At 67.8% G+C, this 15,366-nt stretch carries 14 protein-coding genes; 9 read left to right on the top strand and 5 right to left on the bottom strand.

The features are described 5' to 3' along the window. The first annotated feature begins 24 nt into the window (after positions 1-24). From AT700_RS18620 to AT700_RS18595, 6 genes are all read left to right on the top strand, one after another. Positions 25-2,223 (top strand): TonB-dependent receptor, encoded by a 2,199-nt coding sequence (locus tag AT700_RS18620; protein WP_031687287.1) that lies wholly within the window; start codon positions 25-27, stop codon positions 2,221-2,223. Between the two features lie 128 nt (positions 2,224-2,351). Next, positions 2,352-2,684 (top strand): DUF883 family protein, encoded by a 333-nt coding sequence (locus AT700_RS18615; RefSeq protein ID WP_003082731.1) that lies wholly within the window; start codon positions 2,352-2,354, stop codon positions 2,682-2,684. 59 nt (positions 2,685-2,743) lie between these two features. Then, the gene (locus AT700_RS18610) at positions 2,744-3,256 is read left to right on the top strand and encodes a hypothetical protein (protein WP_003123080.1); all 513 of its coding nucleotides are present in this window, start codon (positions 2,744-2,746) and stop codon (positions 3,254-3,256) included. 265 nt (positions 3,257-3,521) lie between these two features. Further along, complete coding sequence (locus AT700_RS18605) at positions 3,522-3,929, top strand: YybH family protein (protein WP_003082737.1); 408 nt, start codon at positions 3,522-3,524, stop codon at positions 3,927-3,929. Then, the gene (gene ilvA / locus AT700_RS18600) at positions 3,926-5,473 is read left to right on the top strand and encodes a threonine ammonia-lyase, biosynthetic (RefSeq protein ID WP_003159875.1); all 1,548 of its coding nucleotides are present in this window, start codon (positions 3,926-3,928) and stop codon (positions 5,471-5,473) included. Before AT700_RS18605 ends, ilvA begins: the two co-directional genes overlap by 4 nt. A gap of 91 nt (positions 5,474-5,564) precedes the next feature. Beyond that, complete coding sequence (locus AT700_RS18595) at positions 5,565-7,493, top strand: DNA/RNA non-specific endonuclease (protein WP_003159877.1); 1,929 nt, start codon at positions 5,565-5,567, stop codon at positions 7,491-7,493. 3 nt (positions 7,494-7,496) lie between these two features. Here the strand turns inward: AT700_RS18595 and AT700_RS18590 are convergent, their stop codons facing one another. Continuing rightward, positions 7,497-8,405 carry a LysR family transcriptional regulator gene (locus AT700_RS18590; RefSeq protein ID WP_016263741.1) on the bottom strand — a complete coding sequence of 303 codons (909 nt, stop codon included), beginning with the start codon at positions 8,403-8,405 and terminating at the stop codon, positions 7,497-7,499. Between the two features lie 84 nt (positions 8,406-8,489). On the opposite strand from AT700_RS18590, the gene AT700_RS18585 reads away from it, so the two are divergent. Together AT700_RS18585 and AT700_RS18580 are read left to right on the top strand one after the other, a co-directional pair. Then, positions 8,490-8,921, top strand: coding sequence for a GlcG/HbpS family heme-binding protein (locus tag AT700_RS18585; RefSeq protein WP_073653278.1), 432 nt, complete (start codon positions 8,490-8,492; stop codon positions 8,919-8,921). A gap of 5 nt (positions 8,922-8,926) precedes the next feature. Continuing rightward, positions 8,927-9,706: an SDR family oxidoreductase gene (locus tag AT700_RS18580; RefSeq protein ID WP_003109252.1), complete on the top strand. Its 780-nt coding sequence runs from the start codon at positions 8,927-8,929 to the stop codon at positions 9,704-9,706. A 55-nt stretch (positions 9,707-9,761) separates the two neighbouring features. Here AT700_RS18580 and AT700_RS18575 read toward each other — a convergent pair whose 3' ends face one another. Next, a complete protein-coding gene (locus AT700_RS18575; protein WP_003082751.1) occupies positions 9,762-11,309 on the bottom strand; it encodes a TerC family protein in 1,548 nt (515 codons plus the stop codon). 325 nt (positions 11,310-11,634) lie between these two features. Here AT700_RS18575 and AT700_RS18570 point away from each other — a divergent pair, with 325 nt between their 5' ends. Beyond that, a complete protein-coding gene (locus AT700_RS18570) occupies positions 11,635-12,258 on the top strand; it encodes a class I SAM-dependent DNA methyltransferase (RefSeq protein ID WP_015648442.1) in 624 nt (207 codons plus the stop codon). A 5-nt stretch (positions 12,259-12,263) separates the two neighbouring features. On the opposite strand, the gene AT700_RS18565 is transcribed toward AT700_RS18570, so the two are convergent. From AT700_RS18565 to AT700_RS18555, 3 genes are all read right to left on the bottom strand, one after another. Further along, positions 12,264-12,470, bottom strand: coding sequence for a hypothetical protein (locus AT700_RS18565; RefSeq protein ID WP_003082754.1), 207 nt, complete (start codon positions 12,468-12,470; stop codon positions 12,264-12,266). Between the two features lie 194 nt (positions 12,471-12,664). Then, the gene (locus AT700_RS18560) at positions 12,665-13,777 is read right to left on the bottom strand and encodes an alkene reductase (protein ID WP_048521197.1); all 1,113 of its coding nucleotides are present in this window, start codon (positions 13,775-13,777) and stop codon (positions 12,665-12,667) included. 307 nt (positions 13,778-14,084) lie between these two features. After that, positions 14,085-15,362, bottom strand: coding sequence for a sigma-54-dependent transcriptional regulator (locus AT700_RS18555; protein WP_003123072.1), 1,278 nt, complete (start codon positions 15,360-15,362; stop codon positions 14,085-14,087). Between the last annotated feature and the right edge of the window lie 4 nt (positions 15,363-15,366).

Raw genomic sequence — 15,366 nt, 5'->3', positions numbered from 1 at the left:
TCAATAACCAAGATGGAGTACTTCATGGATCGTCGCAACGAGCCGTCCCCCTTGCCCACCAAACGCCCGCTGGCGCCGCTGATGCTGCTGATGGCCGCCTGCTCCTCGCCGGCCCTGGCCGAGGACGCGGCGCGCAAGGACGATCCCCTGGAACTGGGAGCCGACACGGTCACCGGCGAGCAGGCCTCGTCCAGGGTCGAACGCTCGGCCTCGGCCAAGTACGCCGTGCCGCTGCTGGATACCCCGCAGACCGTCACGGTGGTGCCGCAAAAGGTGATCCAGGAGCAGAACGCCCTGAGCCTGCGCCAGGTGCTGTCCAACGTCTCCGGCATCACCTTCAACGCCGGCGAGGGCGGCGGCGGTTCCGGCGACAGCATCAACATCCGCGGCTTCAGCGCCAACGCCAACATGCAGGTGGACGGGCTGCGCGACAGCGCCCAGACCAGCCGCAGCGACCTGTTCAACCTGGAGGCGGTGGAAGTGATCAAGGGACCGAACTCGGTGTTCGGCGGCGCCGGCACCAGCGGCGGCAGCATCAACATGGTCAGCAAGCAGCCCAAGGCCGAAGCCTTCACCCACCTGGGCGCCGGGTTGGGCACGGACCGCTACCGGCGCCTGACCCTGGACACCAACCAGCCGCTGGAAGGGCTTGGCGAATCGACCGCCTTCCGCCTCAACCTCATGGCCCACCACAACGACGTCGCCGGGCGCGAACAGATCGACAAGCAGCGCTGGGGCATCGCGCCATCCCTGACCTTCGGCCTGGACACCCCGACCCGCCTGACCCTGAGCTACTTCCACCAGCGCGACGACAACCTTCCCGACTATGGCGTGCCGGCGCTGAACGGGCGCAAGCTGGACGGCGTCAGCCGCCACGATTATTTCGGCTGGCGCAACCTGGACGAGGAACGGATCGACAACGACGTCGCCACCCTCAAGCTCGAACACGATTTCAGCGACGACTTCCAGTTGCAGAACCTCATCCGCTATTCCCACCTGCATCGGGACACGGTGATCTCCGCCTCCCACGTCAACCAGAAGGGCCTGCCGCCGGGTCGCTACCTGCCGGCGGGACCGCAAGCCTACGGGCGCGATTCGAAGACGCGGATGTGGATCAACCAGACCAACCTCACCGGCCGCTTCGATACCTTCGGCCTGGCGCATACGCTGATCGGCGGCTTCGAGCTGTCCCGCGAGACCTACGACCGCACCACCTACTCCTACAACCTGGGCAAGTTCTACCCGGCCAACGGCTTCGACCTGCACAACCCGCCGGGCTACTGGAACGGCCCCACCGACAAGCGCGACAGCGCGCGCAACCGGACCGAACTGGAGGTCAAGGCGCTGTACGCCTTCGACACCATCGCCCTGGACGAGCGCTGGGACCTCAGCCTGGGCCTGCGCTACGACTGGATCGACGGCACCTCGCGGAGCACGCCCTCAGGCAAGCCGACGGTGCGCGCCGACAGTTCCGACGGCAAGCTGAGCACTCGGGCGGGGCTGGTATTCAAGCCGCTGGAGAACGGGCGGCTGTACTTCTCCTACGGCACCTCCTTCAACCCCTCGGCGGAACACCTGGTCACTACCGGCTCGGGCGTGACCGAGGCGACCGGAGGCCTGGCGCCGGAGAAGAACAGTACCTACGAGCTGGGCACCAAGTGGGAGTTCCTCGGACGGCGCCTGGAGCTGGACGCGGCGCTGTTCCAGGTGAAGAAGGAAGACGCTCGCGAACGCCTGGCCGACGGCAGCTACGTGCTTGCCGGCGAACAGCGCGTGCGTGGCCTGGAGCTGAGCGCCAGCGGCAAGCTGAACGAGCACTGGGACCTCTTCGCCACCTACACCTACCTCGACAGCGAAACCCTGAAATCCAGCAACCCGCAGCGTGAGGGACAGGCCCTGGGCAATACCCCGCCGCGCTCGTTGAGCCTCTGGAGCACCTACGAACTGCCCGAGGGCGTGACCCTGGGCTATGGCGCACGCTACGTCAGCCAGCGCAACGTCACCTCGGTGGACAACGGCAAGCTGGATGCCTACTGGGTGCACAACATGATGCTCGGCTACCAGGCGACGCGCGACCTGAAACTGCAACTCAACCTCGACAACCTGTTCGACAAGGCCTACGTCGAGCGGGTGCGCCAGGTGTACGGCAACCAGTCGCGCTCCTCGGCCATCGAGTATGGCGACGGTCGCACGGCGATTCTTTCGGCGATCTACGCGTTCTGACGGCAGGCAGGCCATGGAAGCCGGCGCTCACTGCCTGGGCGCCGGTTCTTCCCGGCGATTTCCTCTGAACTTTTTCACTGCGGCGCCTATCAACTCCTTTGCAAGTCATTTTTCAGGGAGCCTCTTCGATGGCACGCAAGAACGCAGTGAAAGACAACCTCGAGCAGATTCAGCACCAGAGCTACAGCGAGCTGCAGGAACTGCTCTCCGAAGCCAACAGCATGCTCGCCGACAGCGCCGCCTTCGCCGGCGACAAGGCCGATAGCGCCCGTGCGCGGATCGGCGCGCTGCTGGAGAAGGCCAACGATGCCCTCGGCAAGGGCGGTAGCGCCGTGGCCGAACGCAGCCGCCACGCGGTGGATGCGACGGAAAGCTATATCGGCGCCAATCCCTGGCAGACCGTGGCCATCACCACCGCGGTGGGCCTGCTCGCCGGCTTCCTGCTCGGGCGTCGCTCCTGAGCACGCGGTCGGTGCCGCACAACGGACTCGTTACCTTCGCTTGAAAAAAGGAATTGCCCATGCTTTCGATCAAGAAGAACCTCGGCCTCCTGGCCATGACCGCGGCCCTGGCGGCCTGCGCCTCCAATCCCAACGACCTGCCGGATTTCCCGGAGCATGAATACGCGGCGACCCAGCAGGTGGGAGAGGGCGTGATCAACGGCGACCTGTACCTGACCAGCGCGTCGGGTGCGATCCAGAAGGGGACCAACACCAAGGTCACCCTGGAGCCTGCGACCAGCTACATGAAGGCCTACTACGCGAAGTTCGGTAACCTCGATGCCGCCAAGCGCGATCCCGACGTGCAACCGCCGGTGCTCGACCCGCGACGCGCCACCTACGTGCGCGAGGCGACCACCGACCAGAACGGTCGCTTCGACTTCGACCACATCCCCAACGGCACCTACTACATTTCCAGCGAGCTGACTTGGAGCGCCCAGAGCGATGGCAAGACCATCACCGAGGGCGGCACCGTCACCAAGCTGGTCACCGTGAGCGGCTCGCAGCCGCAGAAGGTGCTGCTGACCCGCTGACCTCCGGCGGTGTTCGGCCAAAACGGCAAGCCCCTGCCATCGCGGCAGGGGCTTTTTCCTGCCGGCGCGGCCGGACCGCTTGACAGCCAACGGGCCTGCGCCGTAGTTTCGATACCCATGACCTTCGCGACCCTGCTTACCCGCCGCAGCATTATTACCGCCATTCCAGCTATGGCGGGTTAGCCAGCGTCCACTCCGAACCCGCCCTCGAGGCGGGTTCTTCGTTCTGTCTCCTGGGCCAAAACCACCGAACCGGGAGAACAGCATGCAGCACCAGACCCTCCAGAACCTCGTTGGCCGGGCCGACGCCCTGATCAATGCCGGGCAGTTCGATGCCCTGATGGATTTCTACTGCGACGACGCCACCCTGGTGGTCAAGCCGGGCCTCAACGCCTGCGGCAAGGCGCAGATCCGCCAGGCGTTCGACGCCATCGCCCGGCACTTCGAGCACAGCCTGCGAGTGCGCCAGCACGACCTACGGGTGATCGAGGCGGGAGATACGGCGCTGGTCATGGCCGAGGCGGTGATCGAGTCGAAGGCCGGACGCCTGCAACGTCGGGCCACCTACGTGTTCCGCCAGGAGGCCGATGGCCAGTGGCGCTGCGCGGTGGACAACTCCTACGGCACCGACCTGCTGGCCTCGGTGGCGGCGAGCGCGGAGGCCAGCCGATGAGCGCCTCGACCCTCAGCGCAAGCAAACCCCTGCTGGCCGGCTACGTGGAAAGCATCCTGGCCGCGCCGGTGTACGACGTCGCCGTGGAAACCCCCTTGCAGGTCGCGCCGCAGTTGTCCCAGCGCCTGGGCAACCGGGTGCTGCTCAAGCGCGAGGACCTGCAGCCGGTGTTCTCCTTCAAGATCCGCGGCGCCTACACCCGTGTCGCGCGCCTGAGCGACGAGCAGAAGGCTCGCGGGGTGATCACCGCCTCCGCCGGCAACCATGCCCAGGGCCTGGCCCTGGCGGCGCAGCGCCTGGGCGTGCGGGCGGTGATCGTGATGCCGCGCACCACTCCCGAGCTCAAGGTCAAGGGCGTGCTGGCGCGCGGCGGCGAGGCGTTGCTGCACGGCGACGCCTTCCCCGATGCGCTGGCCCATGCCCTGCAACTGGCCGAGCGCGAAGGCATGACCTTCGTCCCACCCTACGACGATCCGGACGTGATCGCCGGACAGGGCACGGTGGCGATGGAGATCCTCCGCCAGCACAGCGGCCGCCTCGACGCGATCTTCGTGCCGGTCGGCGGCGGCAGCCTGATCGCCGGGATCGCCGCCTACGTCAAGCACCTGCGTCCGGATATTCGCGTGATCGGCGTCGAGCCGGAGGATTCCAACTGCCTGCAGGCGGCGCTGGCCGCCGGCGAACGGGTGGTGCTGGGCCAGGTCGGGCTGTTCGCCGACGGGGTGGCGGTGGCGCAGATCGGCGCTTGCAACTTCGAGGTCTGCAAGGACCATGTCGACGAGGTGATCACCGTCGGCAGCGACGAAATCTGCGCGGCGATCAAGGACATCTACGACGACACCCGTTCGATCACCGAGCCGGCCGGCGCCCTGGCCGTAGCGGGGATCAAGAAGTACGTGGCCCGCGAACGCACCGAGGGGCAGACCCTGGTGGCCATCGACTCCGGTGCCAACATCAACTTCGACCGCCTGCGCCACGTTGCCGAGCGCGCCGAACTGGGCGAACAGCGCGAAGCGATCATCGCCGTCACCGTGGCCGAGCGGCCGGGCAGCTTCAAGGCCTTCTGCGCGGCGCTGGGCCGGCGCCAGATCACCGAGTTCAACTACCGCTACCACAGCGACCGCCAGGCCCACCTGTTCGTCGGCGTGCAGACCCATCCGCTCATCGACAGCCGCGCCGACCTGCTCGCCGGCCTGCGCGAGCAGGGCTTCCCGGTACTCGACCTGACCGACAACGAGATGGCCAAGCTGCACATCCGCCACATGGTCGGCGGCCACGGTACCGAGGTGCGCCGCGAGCGGCTGTTCCGCTTCGAGTTTCCCGAACGCCCCGGGGCCTTGCTGAACTTCCTCGACAAGCTCGGCTCGCGCTGGAACATCAGCCTGTTCCACTACCGCAACCACGGCGCCGCCGACGGTCGGGTGCTGGCCGGATTGCAGGTGCCGGACGAGGAGCGCGGCGAGCTGGAGGCGGCGTTGCAAGCCATCGGCTATCCGTACTGGGAGGAAACCCACAACCCGGCCTACCGGCTGTTCGCCGGTTGAGCTGCGCGGCGGTGCGCCAGCGGGACATGGCCCTGTCATGTCCCTCGGCTAGACTCCTGCCAGGGATATCCGCCCAGCGAGGGACATGGCCATGCGCAAGCGCAACCCCCGGCGGGCCACGCCGGAAGAACTGCGGGTCTGCTCGGTACTGAAGGAAAAGGGCACCCGCGAGGAACTCGCCCACCTCGCCGCCCGCGGTGAGTGGAGCAACGTGCCGGCGTACAACGCCAGCCGCGAGCAGATCGCCGACCACCTGGGCAAGAGCGTGTCGCCGGAATCCGACGCCTCGTTCTTCGACTCGCGGCGCTTCAGCGAGGCGATCGTCCTGCTCAAGAGCCGGCCGGTGCTGCTGGTGAAGAACGGTATCTTCGACGAAGCGCCGCTGGCCGGCCTGGAGCAGCGCCTGAAGAAGCATCGCGCCGCGCTGGCCACGCCGATCCGCTCGGTCGGTCGGTTGGAATTGATCGACCACGACAGCATGGACTGGTGCGGTACCGGCTGGCGCATCGAGGACGACCTGATCGTCACCAACCGGCATGTCGCCAGCCTGTTCGCCGAGCGCCAGGGCAGCCTGTTCCGCTTCCGTCTCAACCAGGCCGGCAAGCAGGTGCGCACCCGCGTGGACTTCCGCGAGGAATACCGCCAGCCGGAAAGCGACGAGCATGTGATCGCGCGGGTCCTGTGGATCGCCCCGGACGTCTCCGAGGCGCCGGACATGGCGATCCTCCAGGTAGTGAAGGGCGACCTGCTGCCGCCGCCGCTGGTCCTCGCGCGCCAGGATGCCGAGCCGCGCCAGGCGGTGGCGGTGGTCGGCTATCCGGCGCGCGACAGCCGCAACGACGCCGGGGCGATGGAAGATATCTTCGGCAACATCTACGACGTCAAGCGCTTCGCTCCCGGCGAAGTCGTGGGATTGCCCCATGACGCCTGGTACCTGACCCACGACTGCTCGACCCTGGGCGGCAATTCCGGCTCGGCGGTGCTTTCGATCGACGGCGGCGAGGTGGTCGGCCTGCACTTCGGCGGCCAGTTCCGCAAGACCAACTATGCGGTGAAGGCCAGCGTGATCCGCAGCCTGCTGGCGCGTCGCGCCTGGGTGCCGGTGGCCGGGGCGGAGCTGAAGCGCGGCGTGCCGCGCTTCCAGGAAAAGCAGCGCAGCGTCGCCGACCTGGCCGAGCGCAAGGGTTTCGACGAGGCCTTCCTCGGGCCGAAGGCGGCCTTGCCCAAGCCGGGCAAGAGCCACCAGGTGCTGCCGGTGGGCAAGGGCATGCGCCTGGACTACCTGCATTTCTCGGTGGTGATGAGCGCCAGTCGGCGCTTGCCGATCCTCACCGCGGTGAATATCGACGGCGCGCTCAAGCGTTCGCTCAAGCGCAAGGATTCCTGGGGCTTCGACCCGCGCATCGAGGCGGCCGCGCAGGTCGGACACAAGGACTTCTACGGCCCGGCTTCGTTCGACAAGGGCCACATGGTGCGTCGCGAGGATCCCGGCTGGGGCGACAGCGATGCCGTCGCCCGGCAGGCTGAGGACGACACCTTCGTCTACACCAACGCGGTGCCCCAGGTGGCGCAGCTCAACCAGCGCAGCTGGCTGTCGCTGGAGGACTACGTGCTGCAGAACGCCAGGAGCGAGGGCTTCCGCATCTCGGTGTTCACCGGCCCGGTGTTCCGCGACGACGATCCGCTCTACCAGGGCGTGCAGGTGCCGCTGGAGTTCTGGAAGGTGGTGGCGATGATCGACGCCGACAGCGGCGAACTGGGAGTGTCCGCCTACCTGCTGGGGCAGGAAGGGATGATGCCCAGCGAAGGCTTCCGCTACGGTGCGTTCAAGACCTACCAGGTGCCGTTGGCGAAGGTCGAAGCCAGCGCCGACCTGCGTTTCTCCAGCGCCCTGCGCAAGGCCGACGTGCTCGCCGGCACGCCGCTGGAGGAGGCGCTGGAAAGCGGTCGCTTCATCGAGATCGACGGACCGGACGACCTCCTGCTGAGCCGGCCGGGGCCGGCCGGCAAGGGCCGCTGAGGTTCAGGCCGGCTGCCGCCACTCGCGTAGCAGTTCGATGAAGGCGCGCAGCTTGGCCGGTACGTGGCGGCGGTTCAGGTAATACAGCCACATCGGCGGCAGCGGCAGGCAACTGCCAGGCAGCACTTCCACCAGGCGCCCGGCAGCGAGGTCCGCGGCGACTCGCTCGCGGATGAATGCCTGGGCGATCCCTGCGCCGGCGCGGGCCGCCTCGATGATCGTCTCGGTGTCGGTGCTGACGAAGCGTGCCGGCAGGTCCACTTCCAGTTCCCGCCCGTCTTCCCGCAAGCGCCACTTGTGCAGGCGGCCGCTGCGCGGGAAACGGAAGCGCACGGCGGCATGCCCATCGAGGTCGGCGACGCTGGCCGGCGTACCGTACTCGGCGAGGTAGGTCGGAGTGGCCACCAGCAGGCACGCCAGCGGCGCTGTCAGTTGCACCCCGACCATGCCCGGCTGCAGGGCGTCGGCCAGGCGGATGCCGGCATCCAGTCGTTCCCTGACGATATCCACCAACTGGTCCTCGTAGCGGATCTCCAGTTGTACCTTCGGGTAGCGTCGCACGAACTCGTTGAGCATCGGTGCGATCACCAGGTTCTTCGCCAGGTGCAGGGCGCTGATGCGCAGCTGCCCGGAGGGTTCCGCGAGGCTTTCGCCGAGCGCTTCGCGGGCGCGCACCAGGTCGCGGTAGGGCTGTTCGGTCTGTTCGTGGTAGCGCTGCCCGGCCTCGCTCAGGCTGACCCCGCGGGTGGTGCGGTGGAACAGCTTGAGACGCAGCTCGGCTTCCAGTTGGTTGATCGCCTGGCTCACCGCTGCCGGCGTCACCCCGAGCAGGGCGGCGGCGCGGGTGAAGCTGCCGGTGTCGGCGACCTGCCTGAAGACATGCAGGCCGGCGAGGGGATCGCGTCGATTCATTGTTAGAAAAACTTGAAAGTCTACGTAGGAGAAGGCCGGTTCTGTTAAAGCTTCGACCTTTCTAGACTGGCCCGCAAGCACTCGATGAGGACGCCGGCCATGTCTACCCACCTGTCTCTGCAACATGCCCAACGCTGCATCGCGGCGGCCATTGCCGAAGCGCAGCGGCAGCGCCTGGCGGTCTGCGTCGCGGTGGTCGACGCCCATGCCAACCTGCTGGCGTTCGTACGGATGGACGACAGCGTTCCCGGTGCCATCGACCTGGCCCAGCGCAAGGCGCGCAGCGCCGCGCTGTTCCGCCTGCCCAGCGGCGAGCTGGGCCGACTCGCCGGGCCGGGCCAGCCGTTGTGGAGCATCGAGCAGAGCAACGGCGGGCTGGCCTGCTTCGCCGGCGGCATGCCGCTGGGCGATGCCGGCGGTTCCTGCCTGGGTGGCATCGGCGTCTCCGGCGCCAGCGCGGCCCAGGACCAATCCATCGCCGAGGCCGCCGTGGCCATGGCAACAATCCAGAGGTAATCGAGATGAAACAGAAGCGAATCCTGGTGACCGGGGCCGGCAGCGGCTTCGGTCGGGAAGTGGCGTTGCGCCTGGCCGCCCGCGGCCATCGGACGATCGCCGGCGTGCGCGGCGCCGGGCAGGCCGCCGACCTGCGCGAAGAGGCCGGGCGGCGTGGCGTCCCGCTGCGGGTGGAAACCCTCGACATCACCGTCGCCGCCGATCGCGAACGCGCCTGGGAATGGGATATCGACGTGCTGCTGAACAACGCCGGCAGCGCCGAGGCCGGGGCCAGCGCGGAGATCCCGCTGGAACTGGTGCGCGCGCTGTTCGAGACCAACGTGTTCGCCAACCTGGAACTGACCCAGGGTTTCGTCCGGCGCATGGTCGAGCAGAAGCGTGGCGGCAAGGTGCTCTTCGTGTCGTCCATCGCCGGCCTGATCACCGGACCCTATACCGGCCCCTACTGCGCCTCCAAGCATGCCCTGGAGGCCTTCGCCGAGGCCCTGCATGCCGAACTGAAGCCGTTCGGCATCCAGGTTGGCACCATCAATCCCGGCCCGTACCAGACCGGCTTCAACGATCGCATGATGGAAACCTGGAAACGCTGGTACGACCCGCAGCGCCACTTCACCGACCACAGCGGCGTGCGCTTTCCCTTCGAGCAGTACGATCCGGAGGAAATGATCGCGCGGATGGTCGAGCTGGCCGAGGCTGACGAAGGCCCGTTCCGCACCCTGTTGCCGGAAGCTTTCGTCGAGGTGGTGAAGGACGAGCAGGCGCAGGCCTGGCAGCGCCGCCTGTAGCGGTCTGCCGCTGCGCCGGGGAGGACGGCGGCCGGATCGGCGGCCGCCGCTTCGCTCAGCCCCTGCGCAGCAGGACCCGGGTCACCCGGCGTTCTTCCACTTCCACCACCCGCAGCTCCCAGTCCTGCCACTGCAGGCGGTCGCCGATCACCGGCAGGCGGTCGAGCAGGCTCATCACCAGCCCGGCGAGGGTCTGGTAGTCCTCCGTGGCGCGCGCGTCGAACCCCACGCGTCGACGCACCTGGCTGAGGTTCATGGCACCGCTGACCAGATAGCCGTCGTTCTCCTCGACCACGTCCGGACCGTCGATCTCACTGGCGTCGGGCAGCTCGCCGGCGATGGATTCGAGAATGTCGGTCAGGGTCAGCAGGCCGATGAACTCGCCGAACTCGTTGACCACGAAGGCCACGTGGGTCGAGGCCTCGCGCATCTGCTCCAGGGCGTTGAGGATCGAGCAGTCCTGCAACAGGTTGAGCGGCTGGCGGGCCAGGCTTTCCAGGTCCGGCTGGGCGCCGGCGAGCAGCTCCTTGAGCAGTTCCTTCTTGTGCACGTAGCCCAGCGGCTCCTCGACGCGCCCGTCGCGCACCAGCGGCAGGCGCGAGTAGGACGATTCGAGCAGCGCCGCGCGGATCGCCTCGCGGCCGCTGTCGAGGTCGATGCAGTCGACCTCGGCGCGTACCGTCATCAGGCTGCGGATGGGCTTCTCGGCCAATTGCAGCACGCCGCTGATCATCACCCGCTCGCGGCGGTCGAAGACCACCTGGTCGTCGCCCTCCTCGAACAGGTCGGCGACTTCCTCGCCGACCTCGTCGGCCTCCAGGCGCTGGCCGCCGAGCAGGCGCAGCACCGCATGGGCGGTACGCGCGCGCAGCGGGCGGTGGCCCTGCAGGCTCTTCTTGCGGCGCTTGCGGGCGACCTGGTTGAACACCTCGATGAGGATCGAGAAGCCGATGGCCGCGTACAGGTAGCCTTTCGGGATATGGAAGCCCAGGCCCTCGGCGGTCAGGCTGAAGCCGATCATCATCAGGAAGCCCAGGCACAGCATGATCACCGTCGGGTGACGATTGACGAAGCGGGTCAGCGGCTTGCTGGCGACGATCATCAGGCCGATGGAGACGATCACCGCGATCATCATCACTTCCAGGTGCTCGACCATGCCCACCGCGGTGATCACCGCGTCGAGCGAGAACACCGCGTCGAGCACCACGATCTGCGCGACGATCGGCCAGAACAGCGCGTAGGTCTTGTTGCCGGCGTGCTGGGCGACATGGCCTTCGAGGCGTTCGTGCAGCTCCATGGTGGCCTTGAACAGCAGGAACACGCCACCGAACAGCATGATCAGGTCGCGGCCGGAGAAGCTCTTGCCGAATACCTCGAACAGCGGCTCGGTGAGGGTCACCATCCACGAGATGCTCGCCAGCAGGCCCAGGCGCATCAGCAGCGCCAGCGACAGGCCGAGGACCCGGGCGCGGTCGCGCAGGTGCGGCGGCAGCTTGTCGGCGAGGATCGCGATGAACACCAGGTTGTCGATGCCGAGGACGATCTCCAGCACGATCAGGGTCGCCAGGCCGAGCCAGGCAGTCGGGTCAGCTATCCATTCCATGTGCGCTTACCTCCCGGTCCGGCTGGCCGTCGCGCTGGCGCGACGCTGCACGGCGCGGCTGCGGCAGCCGGCGGTGACGGAGGGCGACGAGGCGAGGGATTCGGCGTCGAGGGGCGGACGCAGGTGGCGAAGGCGAAGCGGGGAGGGTTGTCCGGAAGGACGACTGGGGGGCTCCGAAAGGGTGGTCATGATGGCCATTGAGAGTCAAAGGGAATTCGATCCTACTGTGTCGCGGGCCCTCGCCACAGCGGGAAACTATTACAAAACCTTAGGCGAAACCCGTGCCGGCGCTAGACTGGGCGGAACCCCGCCACTGCGAGCAGACATGAGCACCGAGGATTTCGACGCGATCACCGCCACCACCCTGGCCGACTACCAGCGCAACGCCGAAGGCTTCCGCGAGGGCACCCGCGGCCACGACGTGAGCCAGAACGTCGAGGCGCTGCTGCGCCAAATCGACGGGCCGCCGCCGTACCGGATCCTCGATTTCGGCTGCGGTCCCGGGCGCGACCTGGCCACCTTCCGCCGCCTCGGCCACCAGCCGGTGGGACTCGAAGGCACGCCGCGCTTCGTCGAGATGGCCAGGGCCGACAGCGGTTGCGAGGTATGGCAACAGAATTTCCTGGCGCTGCGACTGCCGGCTGGGCACTTCGACGGCATCTTCGCCAACGCCAGCCTGTTCCATGTGCCCGGCAGCGCCTTGCCGCGGGTGCTCGGCGAACTCTTCGAAGCGCTGCGACCGGGCGGCGTGCTGTTCAGCTCCAACCCGCGCGGCGACAACCGCGAGGGCTGGAATGGCCAACGCTACGGTGCCTACCACGATTACCCGGCCTGGAAACGCCTGCTGGAGGAAGCCGGTTTCGTCGAGCTGGAGCACTACTACCGGCCGCCGGGCCTGCCGCGCGAGCAGCAGCCCTGGCTGGCGAGCGTCTGGCGGCGCCCCGTCTGAAGGCGCTACAGGGTCTGCCGGTGCGGCGTGCCGAGCACGCTGCGGTACTGGTCGAGGCGCTTCGGCGAGAGGTCGCTGCGTTCCAGGCTGTCGAGGGCGTAGGACTTGATTTCGGCGTCGCTGTAGGGGCGTTCGACGCTGCGCGGCGGGTTGGCGCAACCGGTCAGGACGACCAGGCTGGCGGCCAGGGAGACGATCAGGGACTTGCTCATGGCGGATTCCTCGAAATGTTCCTCGATGCTATCGGTGGTCCCCCCTGTCCAGGAAATCAGGCCTATTAATAATGAATATCTGGCGAATTGAGTCTAGGTCCCGCCAGCCGTGGGTTCTAGTCGACCAAAGGCGAGGTTGTGGCGGCATGTTTCGCCAACCGGCCGCGCGCTCGCGGTCCGGTCGGCTAGGGGGTTCAACCGGCCGCCTGCGGCAGGCTCGGGTAGTCGGTGTAGCCGGCGGCGCCGCCACCGAAGTAGGTCGAGCGGTCGCCGTCGGCCAGCGCCAGGTCGTGCTCCAGGCGGTAGGGCAGGTCGGGGTTGGCGATGAACGGCCGGCCGAAGCCGATCAGGTCGGCCCAGCCCCTGGCCAGGGCTTCCTCGGCGCGCGCCTTGGTGTACATGCCGGAGTAGATCAGGCTGCCACGGTAGACGATGCGCAACGCTTCCTTGAACGCCGCCGGCATGGCCGGGGCGTCTTCCCAGTCGGCCTCGGCGATGTGGATGTAGGCCACGCCGATCTCGTCCAGTAGCCGCGCCGCGGCCAGGTAGGTGGCTTGCGGGGTGTCGTCGACCGCGCCCTGCAGGGTGGTCAGCGGCGCCAGGCGCACGCCGATGGGCTCCCTGCCGACCACCGCGGTGACCGCCTCGGCGACTTCGCGGAGGAAGCGCAGGCGGTTCTCCAGCGAGCCGCCGTATTGGTCGTTGCGCGCATTGGCCTGGGAGTCGATGAACTGGTTGATCAGGTAGCCGTTGGCGCCGTGCAGTTCGACCCCGTCGAAGCCGGCGTCGAGGGCGTTGCGTGCGGCCTGGGCATAGTCGGCGACGATCTCCCGGATTTCCTCCACGGCCAGTGCGCGCGGCGCCGAGTGCTGGACCATCTCGCCGCCGCCGGCCTGCGCTCCGCGGCCCTGGGGATCGACGAAGACCTTCACGCCTTCGGCCACCAGCGCCGAGGAGGACACCGGGGCGGCGTTGCCCGGTTGCAGCGAGGTGTGCGAGACCCTGCCGACGTGCCAGAGCTGGGCGAAGATGCGCCCGCCGGCGGCGTGCACCGCGTCGGTGACCTGGCGCCAGCCGGCGACCTGCTCGGCGCTGTGGATGCCCGGTGTCCAGGCGTAGCCCTGGCCCTGCCGGCTGATCTGGGTGCCTTCGGAAACGATCAGGCCGGCGCCGGCGCGCTGGCTGTAGTACTCGGCCATCAGCGCGGTGGCGACTTCGCCACTGGCGGCGCGGGAACGGGCCATCGGCGGCATGACGATGCGATTGGGGAGGGTCAGGTGGCCAAGGGCATAGGGGCTGAACAGCATGATGGCGATCTCGCTCGTGAGGCCGGCCGCGGCGCGGCGTACTGGAAGAAGGTGGGCGCATTATTGGCGGAACGATTCGTGCGAAAAACAGCTGCCGGGGAAAATGACACTTGAGTTCAATTCATGAATGCCCGGATAGCGCGGGCGCACCGAGGGAGGAGGAATGGCCTATGACGCGCTGCGTCAGGCGGGTAGGGCGGATAACGCCCCCGGCGTTATCCGCCGAGCGGAATCGCAGGCGGGTGAGAAATGTCGGATGAAGCATCGCGCCCTGCGCCAGGTGGGCAGGGCGAAGAGGGCCCCCGGCCTATTGCAGGCCGTACTTCTTCACCTTGTCGAACAGTGTGGTCTTGGCCATGCCCAGGTCCTGGCTGGCCTGGGTCAGGTTGCCGTGGTGGCGGGCCAGGGCGTCGCCGAGCAGGGCCTTCTCGAATGCCTCCACCGCTTCGGCGAAGCGCGGGCCGCCGGTCTGTACGGCCTGGCCGCCCTTGTTGAACACCGGCAGGCCGAGGGCGAAGCGTTCGGCGACGTTGCGCAGTTCGCGTACGTTGCCCGGCCAGTCGTGGGCCATCAGGCTGGCCACGGTGGCACGGTCGAGTTCCGGCGCGGGGCGGTCGAAGCGCAGCGAGGACTGCTGGAGGAAGTGTTCGAAGAGCAGCAGGATGTCCTCGCGGCGGTCGCGCAGCGCCGGCAGTTCCAGGCTCACCACGTTGAGCCGGTAGTAGAGGTCGCTGCGGAACTGGCCGCTCTTGCCCATGGCGGCGAGGTCTGCCTTGGTCGCCGCGATCACCCGGCAGTCCACCGGGATCGACTGGTTCGAGCCGAGGCGTTCCAGGGTGTGTTCCTGCAACACCCGCAGCAGCTTGATCTGCAGGTTGACCGGCATGCTCTCGATCTCGTCGAGGAACAGCGTGCCGCCGTTGGCATGCTCGATCTTGCCGATCCGCCGCTTGTTGGCACCGGTGAAGGCGTGCGCCTCGTGGCCGAATATCTCGCTGTCGAACAGGTTCTCCGGCAGGCCGCCGCAGTTCAGCGCGACGAAGGCATGCTGGTGGCGCCGGCTATAGTCGTGGAGGCAACGCGCCACCAGCTCCTTGCCGGTGCCGGTCTCGCCGAGGATCAGCACGTTGGCCGAGGTGTCGCCGACGTTGGCGATCAGCTCGCGCAACGCCTGGATCGCCGGCGAGCGGCCGATGATCCGTTGCGCCAGGTCCTGGCGGCCGGCCAACTGGCGACGCAGCGCGCTGACCTCGCGGGCCAGCCCGCGCTGCTCCAGGGCGCGGCGGGCGACCTCGACCAGGCGTTCCGGAGAGAAGGGCTTCTCCATGAAGTCGTAGGCGCCGGCGTGCATCGCCTGTACCGCCATGGAGATGTCGCCGTGACCGGTGATCAGCACCACCGGCAGGCTCGGGTCGAGGGACTTGAGACGCTCCAGCAGGGTCAGGCCATCGATGCCGGGCAGGCGGATGTCGCTGACGACGATGCCGGCGAAGTCGCGGTCGACCCGTTGCAGCGCCTCCTCGGCGCTGCCGACGCCGATGCAGGGGATGTCCTCCAGCTCCAGCGCCTGCTGGCAGCCGAGCAAGACA

Source organism: Pseudomonas aeruginosa (assembly GCF_001457615.1).
Taxonomy (GTDB): domain Bacteria; phylum Pseudomonadota; class Gammaproteobacteria; order Pseudomonadales; family Pseudomonadaceae; genus Pseudomonas; species Pseudomonas aeruginosa.
This window is presented reverse-complemented; position numbering and strand designations above follow the sequence as displayed.